General features: G+C 42.1%; 16 protein-coding genes. 6 read left to right on the top strand and 10 right to left on the bottom strand.

Going from position 1 to position 22,200, the window contains the following annotated elements; genetic code table 11:
* Position 1: 1 nt before the first annotated feature.
* Both IGI92_RS06325 and IGI92_RS06320 read right to left on the bottom strand, forming a co-directional pair.
* Positions 2 to 799, bottom strand: a complete 798-nt coding sequence (locus tag IGI92_RS06325; RefSeq protein ID WP_301280263.1) for an NAD kinase — start codon at positions 797 to 799, stop codon at positions 2 to 4.
* A 5-nt stretch (positions 800 to 804) separates the two neighbouring features.
* Positions 805 to 1,473, bottom strand: a complete 669-nt coding sequence (locus IGI92_RS06320; protein WP_430608302.1) for a GTP pyrophosphokinase — start codon at positions 1,471 to 1,473, stop codon at positions 805 to 807.
* A gap of 196 nt (positions 1,474 to 1,669) precedes the next feature.
* Between IGI92_RS06320 and IGI92_RS06315 the strand changes: the two genes are divergently transcribed.
* The gene (locus IGI92_RS06315) at positions 1,670 to 2,248 is read left to right on the top strand and encodes a CYTH domain-containing protein (RefSeq protein WP_005236734.1); all 579 of its coding nucleotides are present in this window, start codon (positions 1,670 to 1,672) and stop codon (positions 2,246 to 2,248) included.
* Between the two features lie 105 nt (positions 2,249 to 2,353).
* Positions 2,354 to 3,010, top strand: coding sequence for a DsbA family protein (locus IGI92_RS06310; protein ID WP_034878650.1), 657 nt, complete (start codon positions 2,354 to 2,356; stop codon positions 3,008 to 3,010).
* Positions 3,011 to 3,147: 137 nt separating this feature from the next.
* On the opposite strand, the gene pepF is transcribed toward IGI92_RS06310, so the two are convergent.
* The 5 genes from pepF to IGI92_RS06285 form a co-directional block, all read right to left on the bottom strand.
* A complete protein-coding gene (gene pepF / locus IGI92_RS06305; protein ID WP_430608301.1) occupies positions 3,148 to 4,965 on the bottom strand; it encodes an oligoendopeptidase F in 1,818 nt (605 codons plus the stop codon).
* Positions 4,966 to 5,025: 60 nt separating this feature from the next.
* Positions 5,026 to 6,024 carry a competence protein CoiA gene (locus IGI92_RS06300; RefSeq protein WP_430608300.1) on the bottom strand — a complete coding sequence of 333 codons (999 nt, stop codon included), beginning with the start codon at positions 6,022 to 6,024 and terminating at the stop codon, positions 5,026 to 5,028.
* A 101-nt stretch (positions 6,025 to 6,125) separates the two neighbouring features.
* Positions 6,126 to 6,776, bottom strand: coding sequence for an adaptor protein MecA (locus IGI92_RS06295; protein WP_005236753.1), 651 nt, complete (start codon positions 6,774 to 6,776; stop codon positions 6,126 to 6,128).
* 152 nt (positions 6,777 to 6,928) lie between these two features.
* A complete protein-coding gene (spxA, locus tag IGI92_RS06290; RefSeq protein WP_003127030.1) occupies positions 6,929 to 7,327 on the bottom strand; it encodes a transcriptional regulator SpxA in 399 nt (132 codons plus the stop codon).
* A 705-nt stretch (positions 7,328 to 8,032) separates the two neighbouring features.
* The gene (locus tag IGI92_RS06285; protein ID WP_086332240.1) at positions 8,033 to 9,769 is read right to left on the bottom strand and encodes an ABC transporter ATP-binding protein; all 1,737 of its coding nucleotides are present in this window, start codon (positions 9,767 to 9,769) and stop codon (positions 8,033 to 8,035) included.
* A gap of 244 nt (positions 9,770 to 10,013) precedes the next feature.
* Between IGI92_RS06285 and IGI92_RS06280 the strand changes: the two genes are divergently transcribed.
* Positions 10,014 to 10,748 carry an HAD family hydrolase gene (locus tag IGI92_RS06280; protein ID WP_034872213.1) on the top strand — a complete coding sequence of 245 codons (735 nt, stop codon included), beginning with the start codon at positions 10,014 to 10,016 and terminating at the stop codon, positions 10,746 to 10,748.
* Positions 10,749 to 10,795: 47 nt separating this feature from the next.
* Here the strand turns inward: IGI92_RS06280 and IGI92_RS06275 are convergent, their stop codons facing one another.
* Genes IGI92_RS06275 through IGI92_RS06265 form a run of 3 tightly spaced genes read right to left on the bottom strand, consistent with a single transcriptional unit; the run spans position 10,796 to position 18,229 of the window.
* Positions 10,796 to 13,960, bottom strand: coding sequence for a DEAD/DEAH box helicase (locus tag IGI92_RS06275; protein WP_086332239.1), 3,165 nt, complete (start codon positions 13,958 to 13,960; stop codon positions 10,796 to 10,798).
* A 16-nt stretch (positions 13,961 to 13,976) separates the two neighbouring features.
* Complete coding sequence (locus IGI92_RS06270) at positions 13,977 to 17,105, bottom strand: AAA family ATPase (RefSeq protein ID WP_430608298.1); 3,129 nt, start codon at positions 17,103 to 17,105, stop codon at positions 13,977 to 13,979.
* A 2-nt stretch (positions 17,106 to 17,107) separates the two neighbouring features.
* Positions 17,108 to 18,229, bottom strand: a complete 1,122-nt coding sequence (locus IGI92_RS06265; RefSeq protein ID WP_005236763.1) for an exonuclease SbcCD subunit D — start codon at positions 18,227 to 18,229, stop codon at positions 17,108 to 17,110.
* Positions 18,230 to 18,483: 254 nt separating this feature from the next.
* Between IGI92_RS06265 and anmK the strand changes: the two genes are divergently transcribed.
* The 3 genes from anmK (at position 18,484) to IGI92_RS06250 (ending at position 22,171) form a co-directional block, all read left to right on the top strand.
* Positions 18,484 to 19,644: an anhydro-N-acetylmuramic acid kinase AnmK gene (gene anmK / locus IGI92_RS06260; RefSeq protein WP_034872212.1), complete on the top strand. Its 1,161-nt coding sequence runs from the start codon at positions 18,484 to 18,486 to the stop codon at positions 19,642 to 19,644.
* Positions 19,645 to 19,665: 21 nt separating this feature from the next.
* Positions 19,666 to 20,961, top strand: a complete 1,296-nt coding sequence (locus tag IGI92_RS06255; RefSeq protein ID WP_430608297.1) for a PTS sugar transporter subunit IIC — start codon at positions 19,666 to 19,668, stop codon at positions 20,959 to 20,961.
* A 118-nt stretch (positions 20,962 to 21,079) separates the two neighbouring features.
* Positions 21,080 to 22,171, top strand: a complete 1,092-nt coding sequence (locus IGI92_RS06250; RefSeq protein WP_005236769.1) for a DUF871 domain-containing protein — start codon at positions 21,080 to 21,082, stop codon at positions 22,169 to 22,171.
* The last annotated feature ends 29 nt before the right edge of the window (positions 22,172 to 22,200 follow it).

Raw genomic sequence — 22,200 nt, 5'->3', positions numbered from 1 at the left:
TTTATTCTTCTCCAATAAAGGAATCTTTGACACGATTCCAAAAATGCATATGCCGATAAGACGCAAAATGAATCCGTTCATCGGCAATCCGGTAATAGATTGCGTCGATTTCTTCTTGCTCGATGGTAAATTGATCAATCGTCACTAAATAGTCGGTACTTTGTTGCAGTTGCACTTTGACCCACTCGTGATGACCCACGACGATCGGTGATCCAAGTGTCCGAAAGACGCGATTGTTCAAAGAAGCAATCTCTGCTAATTGAAACGCATTGATACTTGGGTGCAATACTGCCCCACCAACACTTTTGTTATAGGCAGTTGAGCCGGTTGGCGTTGAGATCGAGAGGCCATCCCCGCGAAACTTTTCAAAGAGGTCTTCTTTAATAGAAATATCGGCAACCATGGTGCGATTGCCGCGTTTGATCGTTGATTCGTTCAATGCCAGGAAATGCTTGTCTGGTTTGCCATTTGCATAAGTGATTCGGACATCCAATAAAGGATAACTGACACTCTTTTGATGGTCATTGCATAAAGACTCTACCAATTCATCCAATTCATAGTCACGCCAATCTGTATAAAAGCCGAGGTGTCCCGTATGGACCCCTAAAAATTGTACTTGGTCTAACTTATGGTTGAACAAGTGAAAAGCAGAAAGAAGCGTACCATCTCCACCAACAGAGATCACTAATTCAGGGTTCTCTTGATCGATCTTGTTTTCAGACTGCTCCAGGAGGACAGTTAAACGCTTCGTCACTTCTACTGACTTGCTTTCTTGATTATGGACGATTGCCACGCGGATGCCTTTCATTCTGATTCCTCCTTCGGCAACTTGGGCGTGTCATGTCCGCCGCGTTTGCCTTTCCCATGAGAAAACAACCGCTGTGCCTCTTGGATCTCTTCACGAATATTAGACATCTCTTCATCTAGCTGGTAGGCTGCTTCTGCCGAACGTCGTAGTCGCTCGCTAATTTCATCGGGAAATTCCCCTTGGTATTTGTAGTTCAATGAATGTTCAATCGTTGCCCAAAAGTTCATCGCCAGTGTACGAATTTGTACCTCTGCTAAGATATTTTTTTCTCCATCGATCAATTGAACTGGATACTCGATCACCAGATGATACGAGCGGTAACCACTGACTTTTTTATTGGTAATATAGTCACGTTCAATAATGACTTTCATGTCTTTACGTGTCCGCAACAGTTCAACGACTTGGTGAATGTCTTCCACAAACTGACACATGATTCGCAAACCGGCGATGTCAGACATTTCTTCTTCAAGACGATCCAGTGCGATTCCTCGTAATTTGCTTTTTGTTAAAATGCTATCTACTGGCTTGACACGCCCCGTGACAAATTCAATGGGAACATGTTTGTTTTGTTCCCGATATTGTTTTCTTATGCCTCTTAATTTTACTTTTAATTCTGAAACCGCCTGTTCATAAGGCGCTAAGAATTCTTCCCAATCTCGAATCATTCTTCTCCCTCGATTCTGTTCATAACATACCTCTTATTCTACCATACTCTTGGAATAAAACTGAATGGACAGAAGTGCAGAAGCAAAAGATTTTTTTGTCTGCCCCAATCGTTTCCGCTTTTCTTTGTTTAGTTTCTTTGACGGAATAGCTGAAACAGCGTACACTATGTTTGCAATAGAAAGAGAGTGAAAATCATTGGTCGAACAAGTAGAGATTGAATATAAAACAATGTTGACGGAAAAAGAATACCACCAGTTGCTTGCTTATTACAAATTGTCAGAAAAAGCCTTCAAGACGCAAACCAATTATTACTTTGATACGCAAGACTATAAACTGCGAGAAAAGCATTTTGGCTTACGCATTCGCACAACTTCTACCAATGCAGAATTAACGCTAAAGACCCCCATTGAACACGGTCTGTTAGAAACGACTGATCCTTTGACAATCGAAACCGCAGCGTCATTGATCGCGTCAGAAAAAATTTTAAAAACAGGTGTGGTTGCTCAACGCTTAAAAGCAGCGAATATCGAACCTGATTCATTACACATGATCGCAGCATTAAAAACGAAACGGGCGGAATTTCCGATCAATGAAGGATTACTTGCTTTGGATGAAAGCTGGTATGGTCAACAGCATGATTATGAGTTAGAGCTAGAAGTCAGTGAGCCAATTCAAGGAAAACTTGCCTTTCAATCGTTATTGCATTCTTTTGGTGTTCCTTACCGACCAGCAAAAAACAAGATCATTCGAGCCGTTGAAGAAAAATCATTGTAGGATGCCCTTTTGCTTACTTTTTTCGCGTTTTTTTGCTATATTTAATAAAACATACTTATTTTGTTTTTCAAGTTACTCAAGAATCTTAATTGGGGAGAGATTCAAATGATCGAACTTTTTTTATTTATTAATCCGATTGGGCCTATTTGTTATGATATCGAAAAAGAGATTCTCAACAAATTAAACACGAGCCGCAAAAAAATCCATTTACAGATCCTGCCTTTCGTTAACTTGTTTTCCGTAGGTGTTTCAATGGACTATTTGTCCATGAATAAGGCGGATTTGGTCTTGCGAAATGAACAGACCAACCAAATCTATGCTGCGTCATTGGATTATAAAGCAGCCCAGTTGCAAGGAAAAAAAATTGCTCGGGATTTCTTATTGAAATTGCAACAACGGATAGGGATCGAAAACCAGGAATATTGTGACACCTTAGTGAAAGATCTATTTTCAGAAACGAATGGTGATTTAGAGATGTTCCTAGAAGATCGTACATCTGAGTTAGTGAAAAAGAACTTTGCCACCGATCAGAGGGTAGCGAAAGACATGGGCATCACGATCACACCTTCTGCTGTGGTGTATGATTTTTCAAGTGAAGAAGAATATGGGGTCCTTTTAGAAGGATCAGAGGAACTGAGAAGTCTTCCTCTCGTCTGTGGTACAGCAACAGAACTCGATACATTTATGCAAAAAGCTCAGTCTTTGAAAGCACCAAAACTTTCCACTATTCATGAAATTGATCGAGGGTTGATTCTTTTATGAAACCCTATTCAATAGCGACGCTGCGCAGCGAGCCAAACGATGATCTTGTGTTTGGCTCGCTGCGCAGCGTTTTTCATTGCGGGAGGAACAAAAAAAAACAAACCAATCCTTTTCGGACTGGTTTGTACTCTTTTCAATTATGCTTCGATTTCTTTTACGAGTTCTTCCAATTCATTCAAGCGTTGCTCAAATACTTTCATTGCATCTTCAATATAATCTGCTTTCGTCATATCTACGCCTGCTTTTTTCATGACTTCGATTGGATAATCACTACGTCCGGCTTTCAAATAGTTCAAATAGTTAGTTAAGGCATCAGGTTCGCCAGCTAAGATTTTCTTCGCCAAAGCAGAAGCTGCCGAAAAACCAGTTGAATATTGGTAAACATAGTAATTGTAATAGAAATGCGGAATGCGTGACCACTCAAGACGAATCTCCGGATCTTTTTCAACTGATGGTCCGTAGTATTTTGCATTTAACTCGGCATAGTTCTCGCTTAAGAATTCACTGGTCAACGGCGTTCCTTTCGCATCTTCCACGTGCATGAAGTGTTCAAACTCGGCAAATTGCGTTTGACGGAAAATCGTTCCTTTGAAGCCATCAAGAAAATGATTCAAGACATAGGCTTTGACCCGCGGATCAGTCTCAGTCTGAAGCATGTATTCCGTTAAAATATTTTCATTCGTGGTTGAAGCGATTTCTGCTAAGAAGATCGAGTAATCCCCATAGGCATAAGGCTGGTTACTCCGTGTGAAGTAACTATGCACACTGTGTCCCATTTCATGAACGAGGGTAAAGAGTTGATCCAATCGATCATTCCAGTTCATTAAGATATAAGGCAGTGTGTCATAAGCACCTGAAGAATAGGCACCACTGCGTTTGCCTTTGTTTTCAACGACATCGATCCACCGATTGCTGAAGGCTTCTTCAACTACAGCTAGATACTCTTCCCCTAATGGTTTTAACGCTTCTTTCGCTTTTTCGACTGCTTCTTCATAGGTATAGCGAATCGGTGCTTCCCCTAAAATCGGCGTGTACACATCATACATATGAAGCGTGTCGACAGCCAACAGGCGTTTTCTTAATGCCATATATCGGTGTAATAATGGCAAATGCTGATTAACGACGTCCACTAAGGTATCATAGACACTTTCAGGAATATGATTGGCACTCAAAGCGGCTTGGCGTGCCGAGTCGTATTTACGGGCTTTGGCTTTAAAGTTGTGGGCTTTGATATTCGTACTTAAGGTTTGGGCAAAGGTATTGCGGAATTGCTCATAAACGCCATAGAGACCTTTAAAGGCCGCTTCCCGAACAGACCGATCCGTGCTTTCCATCAACTCACCGTATACACCATGAGATAGCTGTACTTTTTCCCCGTTTTCATCTTCAACTACTGGAAAATCCAAATCAGCATTGTTTAAAACAGAAAAAATGTTGCCGGATGCTCCAAAAATTTCGCCTGCTCCGGCCAATAGCGCTTCTTGATCGGCAGGCAAAACATGGGGCCGCTCGTTAATAGTTTTTTCGATCATATGACGATAAACAGCTAGTTTCGGTTCTTGATCGAAATAGCCCCAAATCGTTTCATCGGACATCGTCAATAACTCGGGATCAAACCAAGCAACGGCTTCACTTACTTGCGCAACTAAACTGCTGGCTTTCGCATATAAGCCTTGATAAGTCGTATTAGCGGTATCTTGATCATTTTTCAAATGACTGTAAACATACAGTTTCTCTAAACGGCGAGAAAGATCTAAGACAAATTCTAAAGCGGATAGGAAGGCTTGTGGCCCCTCTGCTAAAGTGCCTTGGTAACTGCTAGCTTCTTTGAGCTGTGCTTGGATTTCTTGAAATTCTATGTCAAAAGCCGCATCATCGGCATAGATTTTCGTTAAGTCCCACGTTTTTTCGACTGGAATCGATTCACGTGCTGGTAATTGTTTTGTTTCTGACATTCCCTTCACTCCTTGTTCATTGGTTAAAAATATCTTATCACACTTTTCAACGAAACCAAATCATTGGCTTGAAAAAAAAACCGAATTTTCTAAATATTGGCATTCTTGAAAGATTTCTCTCAGTATTTCTCTTTGATCAAGCAAAGGAAAGCACCATTGCCAATGCAGCTTCCTCAATTGAATCAACCACTGTTCAAAACTAATGGGACATTCACTTAAATAGAGAAAGCGAAAAATCAGTATGTGGTGTTCAAATAAAAAGCCAAACCGACTTTCACAATAGCACCAAAGAGGCAACTGTGAGACATTCCCATTCAACGGGTATACTATTTCTTGAATCTCTCTGATTTTAGGCAGTCTGTTTCGCAGTTTTCGAATCACCCACAAACGATAATCGACCGCTACCCATTCAATAGAATGGTGGGTATCTGATTCATCTGCTTCGTACAAAGGTCGAAGTGTCTCTTTCCTGTATGGCTCCCCTTTTTGTATAGCGCTTCGTCGACTGATTACCCCTTCTTGATAGTGCCATTTGATTTGGTGCAGCCGCACCAATGCCTGATTTCGCGTATCAATGAGCCACAAGCAAAAGCCAGTAGACTGATAAGTACAGCAGGCTTTTGCCAAAAGCGACCAATGGCGTTTCGGATACATTTTGGTCCCTAGGATCCACCAAGGCTGATAACCATTTGCTAAATAAGTGCTGGTTCGTTCCAGAAATCGTGAAAACTTGAGTGAAGAACACTGGACTTCAACGGCAATATTTTTGTAACAGAGATCAGGTCGCTGCTGAAGTTGCGGCAAGTAGTCTTCAAGTTCAATATCCATCTCTTGATACCATTCAAACAAAAGTTGTTTTGCTTCCAAGTGCTCCTTCGTCTCCCCTTCACTGTATGTCTGACAATCAGTGGTGGCTTGATGGGCAAAGTGGGACTGTCGCTTAGGTCCTTGCCTCAAAATCACTTCTTTCTGACATCCTGGGCAATAAAAAGGGCCCGAGGATTTCTTTGCCCCTTTCGCTAGGATGACTTCTTTTCTTTGGTTCAACGCTTTCAACATCTGGCTCACCTCAATAAGAGGTACGCCAGATTCGTCAAACACAATTAAAAAAAGCCAAGAACATTGTCAAAATGTCCTTGGCTGGAAATGATTTTCATTCATTAATCATTCTTGAAATAGAAACGAGTCAATTCAAGTGCATCGTTTTCCATGATCAACTCACCGTATTCTGATAAAACTTCGGGCGTCACTGAAGTCCTTTGGGCAAATTCCATCAAATAAGAAAGTGCATTTTCCACTTCAATATCAGTAATATCTGCATCCATAAATCGAATTTCAATATAATAATGATTGCCCATTTGGTAAAGATTGGTTGCAACGGAATCCAAATATACTTCGGATGCCAATTGAATCATATCTTCGAATCGCAACAACTCGAATACAAAACGATTGCCGATTTCTTCTGCTTGCTCTGACTCTTGTAATTGAGCCGCCACATGTTTTTTCAACATATCGGTAATGTCTTCATTCGCTTCATCGTTCATCTCATCAAAATTTTCCATTCCTTCTGGTGGAAGATTTTTGCTAATAAACAATTCTAACCCATCGCCTTTAGGCAAGACTTGGAAAGTTACAGCTTCACTGCCTTTAAATTCTTCGTCAATATCAACTTCTTCAAGAATACTGTAAAAGAAGTTTTCAATTTCATTGTGATTTCCTAGAAGGTCAAGAAAAGTGATGCCTCTCGCAGCTAAGTCTTCACTTTTGATCAATACACGAATGGTGTTCTCATTGATATGTTCCATTTCCATATTAGCTACACCTCACTTTTGCTACTCACTATAGGTTCATTGTATCGAAACCTGATAAAAAGTAAAGAGAAAACGAATATCCTCTTAAGAAAAACGTAAAAACTCAAAAAAAGACTCACTTTCTACGAGAAAGCGAGTCGATGAAGTCAAATTTATAAGCCTGCCATTAATTGCGCTTGTCTTAGTTCCAGTTGGCGAACATCCCTAGGTAAGAACCGACGAATTTCATCTTCATTAAACCCAACTTGCAATCGTTTTTCATCGATCATAATTGGCCGACGCAATAATCCTGGATTTTCTTGAACAAGTGTCAATAAATCTTTTAGGGGCAGGTCATCTAGATCCATATTCAACTTTTGGAATACTTTGGATCTGGTGGAAATAATTTCTTCTGTGCCATCTTCTGTCATTTGTAGAATTGCCTTAAGCTCAGAAATATTTAACGGTTCTGAAAAAATATTTCTTTCAACAAAAGGGATTTCGTGCTCTTGTAACCACGCACGAGCTTTGCGACAAGATGTGCAACTTGGGGAAGTGTATAGTGTCAACAACGTGCATCTCTCCTTTTTAATTTTCAATCAAGCAAGTCCTGTTCCCTCGCTTGATTTCAATTATACAGGTTTAACTAAAAAAAATCTAGTCTAAATCTCATATTTTTTAATAAAACTCGAAAGTTATATTAAAAGCGAAACCTTTTAGGCAAAAGGTTTCACTCAAAAAGTTTATTTTTAAATGAGAAAAATCAAATTTTTTTTTAATATTACTTCTTTTATACAACAGTGTGTCAAAGGTGTATCAAAAAGATGTCAGAATATTAAAATACTCTTTTAGTTGAATCCCGCGTTTTTTAATTTCCCCTCTGTAATTACATGTGTAATCAAAAAAATGGAGAAAAAAACCAAGTCCATGGCTCAATCGTTTTCAAAGGAAAAATTTCACGATACCTTGTTGCCTTGGAAACGACAGGGCTACAATAAAAATATATGTTATTTTTTCCAGAGAAGATTCTCAACCAATGTCTTCATTCTTGATTCCATTGTATCACATTCCTTTTTAATCAGAAAACCATACAAGCATTTCTGTCATAATCGACAATAAAACAGTAGGAGAAATGAATATCTGCTTATAAATGAAAAGGGTTTCTCACAAAAATTTAGTGAAAAAAGATCAACCTAAGAAACCCGTCTTTTATGCTTTTTCCTGACAAAGTATAAAAAGACTAGTGTTTTCTTGGATTGATCGTTCATTTCTTTCTTCTAAGGGAGAGAAGGTTCTCCATCACGAGCGAATTGCGCATCATGCAATGCGCGATAATGTCCCTTTTTCGCCATCAAATCTTCATGGGTCCCCTCTTCTAAGATGCCTTTATCACTAACGACAATGATGCGTGTCGCATGTTTGATCGTTGCGAGGCGATGGGCAATGATCAAGGTTGTACGGCCATCTGCCAAAGAATTCAATGACTCTTGAATCACTTGCTCGGTTTCCGTATCCAACGCTGATGTTGCTTCATCTAATATCAAAATCGGCGGGTTTTTTAAGAACATCCGAGCAATCGCTACCCGCTGCTTTTGACCACCGGATAATTTGACTCCTCGTTCACCGATGACCGTATCTAACCCATCCGTCATTTGATCGATGACCTTTTCTAAGTGTGCTAATTTGACTGCCTTTAAAATCTCTTCTTCTGTTGCATCAAGTTTGCCATAAGCAATATTTTCTCGAATCGTTCCCGGGAAAAGAAAGACATCTTGCTGCACAGTCCCAATCTGCTGACGTAAAGAAGCCAGGGTCATCTCCTGAATATTGATGCCGTCAATCGTAATGGCGCCTTCAGTGACTTCATAAAAACGCGGCAACAAGTTGCATAACGTGGTTTTCCCTGAGCCACTTTGCCCGACGAAGGCGATCGTCTCGCCAGCTTTGATCGATAAATCGATGTGATTCAAGACTTTCGTCGCATCCGCATAGGAAAAAGAAACATCTTGGTAGACGATATCCCCTTTTAATGATTGAACAGCCCGTGCCCCTGGTTTGTCTTTGATCGTCGGTTCTTTATCCAATTCTTCGGTCAATCGTTTGAAGCCAGCGATGCCTTTCGGATAGCTTTCAATCATCGTATTGACCTTCTCAATTGGTCTAACAAAGACATTCGATAATAAAATAAACCCAACAAACTGGCCATTCGTCAGTTCACCACGAATCACGTAGTAAGCACCAAAAATCAGAGCAAACAAGTTGATCAAGCGAATCAGAAAGTAATTATACGCTGAACTGATCGCCATTACCTTATAAAAAAGGATCTTCGATTGCCGATAGATTTCGCTCAATCCATCAAAGCGTTTATGTTCGAACGTTTCATTAGCAAACGATTGGGTCACTCGAATGCCGCTAACAGATGCTTCCACTCCGGCGTTGAACTCACCGAGGTTGTCATAGATCTGTGTATTGACTTTGGTCATTTTCTTATTGAAAAAAACCAAGGCAATCGTAATCAATGGAATCAACGCAAATGTCGCTATCGCTAATTGAACGTGCATATTCAACATCAATAGGAATGCCCCCACCAAAGTCATGATGGTAATAAAAACATCTTCTGGCCCATGGTGAGCGACTTCAGAGATTTCAAAGAGATCCGTGGTCAAGCGACTGATCAGCTTGCCGGTCTTTTGATTGTCATAATATTCAAAAGATTGGGTCTGCAGATGTCGAAACAGTTCTTGACGCATATCTGTCTCAATATTGACCCCAAGTTTATGACCATAAAAAACCACGATATATTGCAACACAGTATTGATCACATAAAACAAGAACAAGCCTAAGCAAGCCAATAGTATCAAGCGAAAGTTGTTCTGGGGCATGATCTTATCGATTACTTGGTTGACGGCAACGGGAAAGGCCAGTTCTAATAAACCAGCAAATACCGCACAAGTAAAATCTAGCATAAATAGTGACCGATACGGTCGATAATAACGAAAAAACCTTTTTAACACATTTCCCCCTCCTCAATAGCTTTCATTATAAGCAACTCTTTGAAGAAATGCAAAATGAGAAACATGTGAAAATGGGTAAAATTCACTATAATTTTGAAAACGTATCAAGACGCGGATTTCTAAAAACAGTAAATAAAACCTTTATTTCACAAGGTTTTCCCTCTTTTTTTTAGAGTCATAATGGCTTATGATTGATTCGAAAACAAACTGAAAATTTTCACTAACTTTGAAAGGCGTGTCTCTTTTGATCACTAGTATTCTTTTTGATGTCGATGATACCTTATATGACCAGCAACAACCATTTCGTAATGCCATAACCTCATGCTTTCCACAAATTGCCCGCAAGGACCTAACCGCTCTTTATTTGCGTTTTCGCGTACATAGCGATGAACAGTTTGGAAGGGTATTGGCGAATGAATGGACGCTGGAGCATTTTCGTTATTACCGGCTGACTCATTCTCTAACGGACTTAGGTTATTTCTCTATTACTATGGAAGAGAGCTGCCAGTTTCAGCTGTGCTATGAACAAGAACTAGATGCTATCACGCTACATCCGGAAGTTGAGTCAACCTTGAGTTATTTGTCCAAATTGCCAATCAAATTAGGAATTATTACTAACGGTCCCACCGACCACCAACAAAAGAAGTTGAATCAGTTGCAACTGACTCGATGGATCAAACCAGAGCATATGATCATTTCACAAGCAACCGGTTATCAGAAACCAGAGCTAGAAATTTTCCAATTGGCAGAAACCGCCTTTGCTCTTGATCCAGAAACAACACTGTACGTAGGTGACAACTTTGATAATGATGTAGTGGGCTGCAAAAAAGCCGGTTGGCAAGCCTTGTGGTTCAATCATCGTCTTCGTCAGGCGCCTAATGGATTGGAAGATTTACCCGATGTGTCGATCACTGCTTTCTCGCAGCTCCAAGAAAGTATTGACGCCCTCTTGCAGCTTCCTGCATACGCCTATAACTAAAAAAACATGGACCTTCGCTTCAAGCGGGTCCATGTTTTTTTGAATGCTTAATTTTCTTCGCCGATACTCAAAATTAAGCGAATATCTTCTTCGGTCATTTGTTGAAGCTGGGTTTCATTGCCTTGAATCACTTTTTGGAAAAGCTCACGCTTTTCTTGTTGCAATGCATCCATTCGTTCTTCAATGGTTCCTTCGGCGATCATTCGCCAGACTTCGACTACATTTTTTTGACCGATCCGATGGGCTCGTCCAGCGGCTTGTTCTTCCACTGCCGGGTTCCACCATAAATCGTATAAAATCACTGTATCTGCACCAGTCAGATTTAGTCCAGTTCCTCCTGCTTTTAATGAGATCAAGAAGACATCTTTTTCGCCACTATTAAAAGCATTGACCATCGTCAAACGATCTTGCGGCGGTGTGCTGCCACGCAAATAGAAGGATTCAAACCCTTCCTGGGCTAATTCTTCTTCAATGATCGAAAGCATACTGGTGAACTGAGAAAATAGCAGGACACGACGGCCATTTTCTTTGGCTGCTAAGAGTAAATCTTTGACCTGTTCAAGTTTCCCAGAAGACCCTCCGTAGTCCTCCACGAATAATCGAGGGTCACAGCAGATTTGCCGTAGACGAGTCAAGCCAGCCAAAATACTGATCCGATTTTTGCGGAAAGACGTAGAATCCATTTGCGCGATTTCTTCTCGCATTTGTCGCAAATACGCCAAATAAATTTTCTTTTGTTCCTCTGTTAGGACACTGTAATAATTTGTTTCCAGCTTTTGCGGCAAATCATGTAACACAGATTTTTTATCTCTTCGCAAAATGAAGGGTTTGATCATTTTTGCAATTTCCTGTGTAGATAGTTCCTTAAATTTCTGCTTGTTGGGGAAAAAGCCTGGCATAATCATTTGGAACAAGGACCACAATTCTTCTAAATTGTTCTCGATCGGTGTGCCACTGAGGGCGAACCGCTGCGGAACTTCCAAGGATCGCAATGCCTGTGCCGTTTTGGTCGCGCTGTTTTTGACCATCTGTGCTTCATCTAAAATCAAACACGATAGCTCTAGTGCTTGATAGGCATCAATGTCCTGACGCAAGCTTGCATAAGAAGTAATTCGGACGTCCGCTGATTGCGCCATCTGCGCTTCTCGCTCTTCTTTCGTTCCACTGATGACAGTCGCTGAAATTGAAGGTGCGAACCGTTTGATTTCTTGCTGCCAGTTGAATGTTAGACTGGCTGGCGCCACGATCAACGCATTCAATTTTTGATGCTCTTGTTTCTCAGAAAGCAAATAGCTAATGGTTTGGACGGTCTTCCCTAACCCCATTTCATCAGCAAGAATGCCGCCAAATTGATAATGGCTCAACATTTTTAGCCAACGAAAGCCAACTTCTTGGTACTGCCGCAACTCAGCATGCAAGTTGTCTGGCAACTGTGCCTCAAAGTTTTCTGGATGGATCAAATCTTCCGTCATTTGCTGAAAGCCTGTACTAAAACTCGCTTGATCGGCAAACTGTTCTTGCAGTAATAGCCCTTGATTCAATGGGACTTGGATTGCCCCGTTTTTCGTATCTAACGATAGCCGTAATTTTTTGAGGGCAGCACTTGCTTCTTGAAACTCTTCCGACTCCAGCGAAAGAACTTGCCCATTTTCTGTGGTATAAAATTGCGCAGATTGCAACAGACTCCGCAAAACATCGTTGATCTCTGATTCTTGAATGCCGCTAACATCAAACTTGATATCCAACCAAGAACCATTCTCTTCAATCACGATTTCTGGTCGATGATGCTGGGCATCAAGGTAGAGTTCCCTCAGCTTCTTGCCGATCCGCACTTCCCCTAATTGTCTCAAGACCGGGATCTCTCTCGTAAAAAAGGTATAGAGTTGCTCACCTAGCGGTAGATTTTTTTGCCAATTTTTGCTGCTGGCTTGATAGCCAAAGGTTTCAATAATGGCTTCGATCCGTGCTTCTTGTTGGAAATCACGTAAAATCTCTGGATGATTTTCTGGCATGTATTGATGTTTTTCATCACTTGAAAAAACGACTTCTCCATAAGTAAAATCAACTTGTAGATCTACTTGACCTTTGATTTTCCGCAAGGAGAAAACTGCTTTCAATTCAGATTCTTCGATGTCATTTTGAACCTCAGGAGCCACTTGGACACGCCCAATTTTTCGCAAATAAGGCAAAACTTTCATAAAGAGATTCGCCAGCTCTTCTTTTGGATAATCAATGATTGGCTGTTCAAAACGTTTAAACAGCTGCTGCATCGTGACATAGATCTCCTTTTGCTCGACAGTCAATTCATAAAATGTTCCGTCCAACAGCCCCCAGTTATAATAACTAAGTAAGTGGTCGAAGTCTTTTACGAACTGCAGCGGAAAATGATCCGCTTCTTTTGTAACTGAAAACGTCAATGGTTCCCCCGATTGGAAGTCTACTTGGCTGACCTTGGTTTCACCAATGGTGATTTGCGTGTAGACATCATTGAATTGCAATAGCAGTTCCTTGCCGAATTCAACGGGCAGAAGCAAGTATTTTTTATCAAGTTTGCCATTGATTTGAATGCCCGCTTGCCCCATTAATTGTTGGGTTTGCGCGATTCCTGTCAATCGATTCAATAAAGCTCGATTTTTCTCATCAAAGGCATCCGCAGAAAGCAAAAAGGTCTGTTGCTTATTGGCCGCATAGTGCTTGTTCTCTTGATACATCTGTAAAAATTTATAAATGTTTTTGACGACATAGGTCCTGGCCGTGCCGCGATGCCCGACCTTCAAAGAGACCCCTAAAATATCCATCTCTTGGTGATAAGGATTTGTCGCAATCGTATCTACCCGAAATTCAATCTGTAATGGTTTACTCGCTTCCTTTTCGCTGTCTAAGCGAGCAAAACCATTGGAAAACATCTCTGAAGCAGAAAAGGCTTTTTTGATGGGGGTTTGTTCATTGATTTTCCGTGTTTTTCCTTGTTGGCGTAAATAGAGTTCGACGGCCACCGTATGTTTGCAATAATGATGTTCTTCCCAATAGGGACATTGGCAATAATCCACTTCTTTGGCAGTAGCATCCAAAGTAACTAAATACAATTCTGTTCCGAGTACTTCTGCATGCCACACATTTTTTTCTTTATCCGGGGTGACAGACAGGACACGGCCTTCATTAAGATACGTTCTCCCCCGCTCGATTACTTTTTCTGGAATACTCCACTTCATAAGAGCCCTCCTCTCCTTATTCTTTTATTCGGATCCGGCTTTGCCCGCTGCCGTTGGTTTCTACGAAAACTTGCTGCAGGATCCTTGCCCGCAGTTCTCGAACATGACTGATGATCCCAATCATGCGCCCTTCATTTTCGATCATTTCTAATGCTTCCATCGCCATTTCTAATGATTCTTCATCAAGCGAGCCAAACCCTTCATCGATGAAAAGTGCTTCGATCTCAATCCCGCCAGCTCGTTGCTGGATCACATCTGCTAAAGAGATTGCTAACGCTAAGGCTGCAATAAAGCTTTCACCGCCTGACAGTGTATGTGCTCTTCTGACTTGACCAGCATTATCGTCATAGATGTCAATTTCTAAGCCTGTTGAGCTTCGATAGCTCCCAACTTTATCCGCTAATTCAAATTGATAGCGGCCACGAGTCAACCGAGCCAAGCGTTCATTGGCGACTTCTAAGATCTCTGTCAGAAATTGCTGCAGTACATACCGTTCCAAGCTGGTTTTTTTGACGTTTTCGCCGTTGATGGTTTCTGCCAACTGCTGAAGTTGGCCTAATTGGGCCAGTTCTTCGACATTTTGCTGATAAATGACCTGCAGCTCGTCAAACAACCGTTGATTGCCGTTGACTTTCTCCTGTTTGCGAACTGTTTCTTGCTGTAGTTCCTCCATCACGGTCTGCAACTGAAGGTAGTCAGCTTCCAATTGGTTTAAATCAATCGCAGCTTGCTCTTTTAACTGTGCATCTAACAATGCTAGCCGTTGCTGAACAAACACCGTTTCTTGCTCATAGGTTTTGATTTCTTCTGAGAGAACGGTTGTTTGAGCGGCTTGGGCAATCAATTCCCGCATCGTTTCCTCAGTCATACCAGCTTCTTGAAGTCGCTGCGTCAGTCGTTGTTCTGCTTTTGTCTTAGCCGCTTGCTTTTGTTCAAAAAATTGCTGCAGATTTTTCAGCTTCTCTGAAAGAATCGCTTGCTGTTCGTTTAGCTGCGCTTCTTGTCGGGCATCAGCCTCAATTTGTTGCGTATATTCCCTCAGTAAACCATTGGTTTTTGCTAAATCGGCTTGTAATTGTTCATACGTTGCGCCTGCAAGTTGTTCCTGTAAAGAAGCCAATTTCCCCTCCGCAAGCTGGCGCGCTTCTTGGGCTTTTTTCGCTTGCTCACTGACTTGCTGATAGGACTCATTTAACGTTGCTAATTTCTCATTTACTGCCTGATGTTTCTTCTGCGCGTCTTCATAAGAAGCGGCTTTTTGTTGATTGAAAGATTGCCGTTTCTTTAGTTCCGCTACCGCCGTTTCCTCGGTAATCGTCTCTTGGTTTTCTATCGGCTGCAAGGCAGCAAATGCCTGTTGAACTGCAGTCCAAGCGAATGCCACTTGCTTCTGCGCAGCAACACTGGTGGCTTGCCATTCGCTGATTCGCAATGTGGCTTGCTCCTGCAGCGTTTGATTTGCCGATACTTGCTGCTGGATCTTCGTCAATTTTTCTTGTGTTTGCTCAAGTCTTTGTTCACTGGCAATGATGTCTTCGATGCGATAGGTCGTGTGCTCCTGTGTATTCGGATGATCCAATGATCCGCAAACCGGACAGGGTTCATTTTCTTCCAGCAAAAGACGAAGCCGAGCAATTTGCATTCGAGCATTTTGACTGGTTTCTTGTTTTAACGTTTTTTGCAGCTCCAGCAAGGATGCTGCTAATTGCTGTTGTTCAAGAACCAACTCCGAATGAATTTGTTGCTGTTCCCCTGCTTTTTGCTCGGCTTCACGAAACTGCGCTTTTGCTTGCTGCCATTTTTCTACCAGAGCCTGCGTTTCTACTAATTTCACCGCTTCTGCTTGAAACCCTCGCAATGCTTCGATTTCTTCTGCCAGATGCTGCGCTTGCGCTTTGGCACTTGCTTGCGCTTGGTTTATCTTCGTTAATTCGGTGGTCTGTTTTTGTGCGGCTTTTTCAAGTTGCACCACTTCTTCTTGCTGCGCTTGTGTGCGCTGTGCTAGCGGGATCTGCTGCTGGATTCGTTGAACTTTTTGACTAGCAGCTTCCTGTTTTTTCTTGATGCCGTCAATCAACGCTCGTTGGTCTTGCCAGCTTACTTGTTGCTGCTGAATTTCTTGCAGCTGCTGCTTTGTTTCGTTGATTTGCTGAGTAGCTTGCTGTGCTTCTTTCACTCGTTCTTCTTTTTGCTGCATGATTTCTTGATGTTCAAGCGCCCACACCAACTGGTTCAACTGTGCTTTTTTCTGAGCGATCTCGGTTTTTTTAGCATGCAGCTCTCGGGCTTTTTCTTGTAGACCTTGCCATTCGATCCGTGCATTTTCAATTTCTTTTGCACGGTAAAAAGCGTCTTGCGCAGCTTTCATTTCTTGGATCGCTTGGTCTTTTTTGTGCAATAACTGCTGAAGCTGCGCCTGTTGTTTTTCTAAATCCTGCGCCCACAAAGTAAGACCTTCCGCAACCGTTAAAACCTCCTGCGCTTCTTCCCATTCAAAGCGCTCCATGATTTGCGAGGCGAGCAGCTGCTGATGCTCAAGCTTTTTACTTTGTGCTTTGACTTGCTCTTTCAACCATTCATTAAATTGTTGATACATTTCCGTGCCAAATAAATTCCGTAAAACGCGTTCTTTCTCATTGCTGCTGGCAATCAAAAAATTACGAAATTCTCCTTGCGGCAACATCATGATTTGAAAAAACTGTTTGGCATCCAGCTGCAGCAGATCCTTGATAAATGCATCAACTTCTGTGCGTTTACTGATCTGCTTTTTCTCTTTGCCATCGGCGTCAAAAATCGTCAATTGAACTTTTGCCGTTTGGTTAGTGACACCGTCACCACGTTTTTTTGCTAACGCCTGTTCCGGTTTCCGTTGGATCTGGTAGGTAAAACGCTGATGTTCAAAAGTAAACGTGACGCTGGTCTCTTCGGTTGGTGAAGCAAACATCGATCGCATTTCTTTGCCTGAGCGCAGATTCCCCGATGTTTCACCGAACAAGGCAAACGTCATTCCATCGAAAATCGTCGTTTTTCCTGCACCAGTTTTACCGCTGATCAAAAACAACCCGCCAGCTTGCAGCTGACTAAAATCCAATTTTTCATCAATGAATGGACCAAAATTTTTCATTTGTAAAGACTTCGGTTGCATGACTATTCCCTCTTTTCCACGACAAATGCTTCATTTAATCCTTGTTCGATCCATTTGGTTTGTGAATCGAGCAATGAATCTCCCGTCATTTCTTGAAAAAAATGACTGATCAAGGTCTGCGGGTCGGTTTCTCGTGTCGTTAGCTGTCTTTTTTTCGTCTGTTCTCGTCCATTCAACCGTTCGACAGACAAAATAAATGGATAGATTTTTCGCAACTGATTCATCATATTTGGAATCACAGCACGATCCGTCAGCAGAAAATGCCAAAACGCCTCACGATCCAGATCACGGTAAAAAACCGGATCGATCAACTCCTCAAAGGACGCCGTCAGCTGCTGGATATCCCTTTTTGGTGTCAGTGGAATAAATTCATTGGTATCTTTTACGGTATCAATAAGATAGATCCCTTTTTGGTTCGTCCGTTCAGAAAGGGAAAATTTCAGTGGTGAGCCGCTGTACCCGATCTTTGGGTGTTTGAGAGCCGTATTGGCATGTAAATGGCCTAAAACAACCCGATCAAAAGGCGCAAAAGCGGTGGTCGGTACGCTGTCCAATCCGCCAACTTGAATTTTTGTTTCTGAATCTGTTTGGCTAGAACCCGCCACAAAAAAATGGGTCACTAGCACTTGCTTTTTGGACGAGTCAAAGTTCTTGGTCATCTCCTCAATGACTCTTTGGACACTATCAGAAATCTTCATTAATGGTTCATCAAAAAACAAGCGGGCCTCGATGGGTTCGAAATACGGTAGTAAAAAGAATTGTGTATCGTCAAACTCAACCGGGTGCAAACTTTGTTCGATGCTGGTGGACAGGTAAAAGCGTGTTTGTTGAAACCACTGACTGCCGGTTTCTAAACGAGTTGGACTATCATGATTTCCTGAGATAGCCAATAATGGCAGTTCATTCGTTAAATTGATTTCAGCGATTTTTTCATTTAGTAATTTGACTGCATCAACAGCAGGAACCGAACGATCATAAAGGTCCCCCGCAATGACGATGGCATCGACCTTTTCTGCTCTTGCTAGCGCTATGATTTGATCAATGATTGCTCGTTGGTCTTCCAGCAGATCATAGCCATGTAGTTTTTTTCCGATGTGCCAATCAGCTGTATGTATAAAGCGCATTTCTTCACCTTCTTAAAAAATATCCTTCCAATCATTATACCACTTTCCCTGATCGTTAGACATCTCTCTTCCAGCGAAATTTCATTTACCACCCATTTTTGATAAAAATAGCGAACACCTAACATCATTATGTTGAAATGTTTTTTCAATTATAAATTTATATCTTGAAATATAATTACACTTCATTTACAATGAGTGTGAAATCGAATTCAACAATCGCTTTCATCACTATTCTAAAAGAAAGGAGAAACGATATGCTTGCAATAGGACTCATGTCAGGAACCAGTTTGGATGGAATCGACGCTGCTTTAGTAAAAATCAACGGCTGCGGTACCGAAACTGACGTCCAGCTGATGGAAATGCTCACACTGCCCATTGGTGAAGAATTGAAGGAACGAATAAAAACTGCTTGTGATCCGGTGGAATCAAATGTTCCCCTCATCTGCCAATTAAATACTGAATTAGGGTATCAATTTTTGAAAGCGTGTCAAATCCTCTGCCAAAAAGCCGGTATTGAAGAAAAAAGCATTGATTTTGTTGCCAGCCACGGACAAACGATCTGGCACTCCCCCGATGCTGATCCAGCGAAAAACAGCACCTTGCAAATTGGCGAACCTTCGATTATTGCTTATGGCTTACAAACGAAAGTCGTCGCCGATTTCCGAGTGATGGATATGGCTGCTGGCGGGCAAGGAGCGCCCCTTGTACCTTATACGGACTATCTGCTTTATCAATCAGACGATAAAAATCGCTTATTGCAAAATATTGGCGGCATCGGCAACGTTACGGTTCTGCCTAAAAATGGTGGCTTAAGCGAATTATATGCTTTTGATACAGGTCCAGGAAACATGGTCATCGATGAACTAATGGTTCAGCTATTCGGTCAGCCTTATGATGCGTTTGGTGAAACAGCCCGAGCGGGAGCAATTATACCCACCTTGCAAAAGGAATTAAGAACTCATTTTTATTTGTCCCAGCAACCGCCGAAAAGCACTGGACGTGAACAATTTGGCAAACATTTTGTGCAGCAGCTAATGACCGAATATCCCCAAGTAGCATCGGAAGACTTGGTGAGGACTTTAACCGATTTCACCGCATTTTCCATTGCTGACAGTTACCAAAGGTTCATTTTCCCTCAGTTGGGAACAAATGATATTGAAGTGATTCTTTCAGGTGGCGGCGCCCATAACCATCTGCTGATTGAGATGATCAAAGGCTATTTACCCGAAACAGTAGCCGTTGTAACACAAGATGACATTGGCGGTTCGAACGATGCCAAAGAAGCGGTGGCTTTCGCCATCTTAGGAAATGAAACCCTTCACAGCCGTGTCAACAATGCCCCTGCAGCAACCGGGGCAGCCCAAGGCGTGATTTTAGGAAAAATCATTCCGAATCCATGGGAAACAAAAATGTAAAACATCTTAGGAGGATAAACCATGTTAGATAAATTCACTCAGTTCATCGAACGCCATCTGGCAGGACCGATGGAAAAACTTGGCAGCCAGCGTCATTTGCGAGCGGTTCGTGACGGGATCGTTTCAACATTGCCATTGATTATCGTCAGTTCGTTTTTTATGATTTTAGCCTTTCCACCGCTGCCTCAAAGTTGGGGCATCTATCAATTCTTGTCTAGCAATGCCACAACCATCTTATTGCCTTATCGAATGACGATGTACATTATGAGCTTGTATGCTGCATTCGGGATCGGATACAGTCTTTCTCGCTCTTATAAGCTTGATGGTCTTTCAGGCGGGATCTTAGCAACGACCGCCTTCTTACTGACCTTCACCCCGGTCAATATCCCAGCAGAAGCGTTGGATGCAGCTGGAACGGTCGGTTTTGTCTTGCCAATGGCCAATTTAGGGAGTGCTGGTATGTTCGTGGCGATCATCACCTCGATTCTTGCCGTTGAAATCTATCGGTTAACGGACAAATCGAAATTTAAAATCACGATGCCAGAACAAGTCCCACCTGCAGTCGCTCGCTCTTTTGAAGCCTTGACTCCCACTTTAGTGATCATTTTAGGAATGGGCGCGATCACTTACTATATCGGTTTTGACTGGCACACGATCGTGGCAAAAGTCGTCGATCCTTTAGTCAGTGCCGCAGATACCTTGCCAAGTGTGCTTTTGATCACCTTCTTGACGACCTTCTTCTGGTCATTCGGGATCCATGGTGCTTCTATCGTTGGTTCACTGGCTCGTCCATTATGGTTACAGTTGTTAGAAGGAAATACAACAGCGCTTGCATCGGGAGATATGATTCCCAATATTGCAGCCGAACCATTTTATCAATGGTTCATCTGGATTGGTGGGGCTGGTTCAACGATTGGTTTGGCTATTTTGTTAGCTTTTCGCACAAAATCGGAATTCGGTTCAAAACTAGGAAAAACAGCCTTAATTCCAGCTATTTTCAACATCAACGAACCACTGATTTTCGGTACACCGATCGTCTTGAATCCAATCTTGATCCCACCGTTCATCATTGCGCCTTTAATCAATGGTGTCATTGCATGGGTCGCCACCTCAGCAGGTTTAGTCAATGCCGTCACGGTCAATGCCCCTTGGACATTGCCTGGACCAATTGGTGCTTTCTTAGCGACTGGCGGCGATTGGCGTGCGATCGTGCTGAATGTTCTTTTGATTCTTTTATCGATTCTGATCTATTACCCATTCGTAAAAATCTATGACAAAAACGAATTGGAAAAAGAAATTCAACCAGTCACACAATAATTTGTTGATAAAGGTCGGACGAAGCACCCATCAAGACAATCGGAAGAAGCGCTCCTCAGCAGCATTTTTCGATACTAAGAGGTGCTTCGTACGATTTTTTTAGAAAGAGGGAAAACCATTGAAACGAGAAATTGGCCTTTCGATTTACCCCGACCATAGCGATCCTTTACTGGATCAAGACTATTTAAAAAAAGCTGCTGCCCTTGGTTACTCTCGCTTATTTATGAGTATGCTAGAAGTCAGTGAAGGCAAAGAGACCGTCAGAAAAAAATTCTCTTCGATTATCGGGTTTGCCAAGAACCTTGGGTTTGAAACGATTTTAGATATTTCCCCAGCTGTTTTTAGTGATCTGGCGATCTCTTATGACGATCTAAGCTTCTTTGCAGAATTAGGTGCGGACGGTATCCGCTTGGATCAAGGGTTTGATGGCAGCAAAGAAGCCCAACTGACCTTCAATCCATTCGGCTTGGCGATTGAATTGAATATGAGTAATGATGTGAACTATTTAGAAAATATCCTTTCTTATCAAGCCAATGAACCTTTTTTATATGGCTGCCACAATTTTTACCCCCAACGAGGCACAGGCTTAACGGAGGCTTTTTTCCGCAACTGCAGTCAACGTTTTAAAAAATATGGGTTGAAAACAGCCGCCTTCATCACTAGTCAATCAGCCAAAATTGGCCCTTGGGAAGTCAATGATGGCCTGCCAACCTTAGAATCTTGTCGCGATTTACCATTGGCGTTGCAAGGAAAGCTGCTTTTTGCTTCTGGGTTGATCGATACGGTGATTATTGGCAATGCCTATGCGTCGGATGCAGAACTGAAAGCTCTGGCGGCGATCGATCGCTACAAACTGACCTTTGGCGTTTCCGTAGAAGCAGAAGCCAGCGAAATCGAACGGAGGATATTAGCTGAAACCAATCATTTTCGTCGCGGTGACAGTAATGCGTTAGTCGCTCGTTCCACACAATCACGGGTGAAATACCGTCCCATCGAAAACCTCCCTCATACAAACCAAGAACCGTTTGCTTATGGGGACATCGTTATCGGCAATGATACCTTTGGTCAGTACAAAAACGAATTGCAGATCGTTTTGACCCCTCACCAAGACGCCCGAAAAAACAAAGTCGGTGCTATCCCAAAAGAGGAGTTGCCTTTGTTGGAATATTTGAAACCATGGACCAAATTTGCTTTCGAATTGTTGGATTAAATCATTAGAAAAAAGCCGCTGATCACAAA

Origin of the sequence: Enterococcus sp. DIV2379, assembly GCF_050542965.1 — a bacterium.
GTDB lineage: Bacteria > Bacillota > Bacilli > Lactobacillales > Enterococcaceae > Enterococcus_D > Enterococcus_D entomosocium.
The sequence above is the reverse complement of the archived record's forward strand: the minus strand, read 5'-3'. Positions and strand labels throughout refer to the sequence as shown.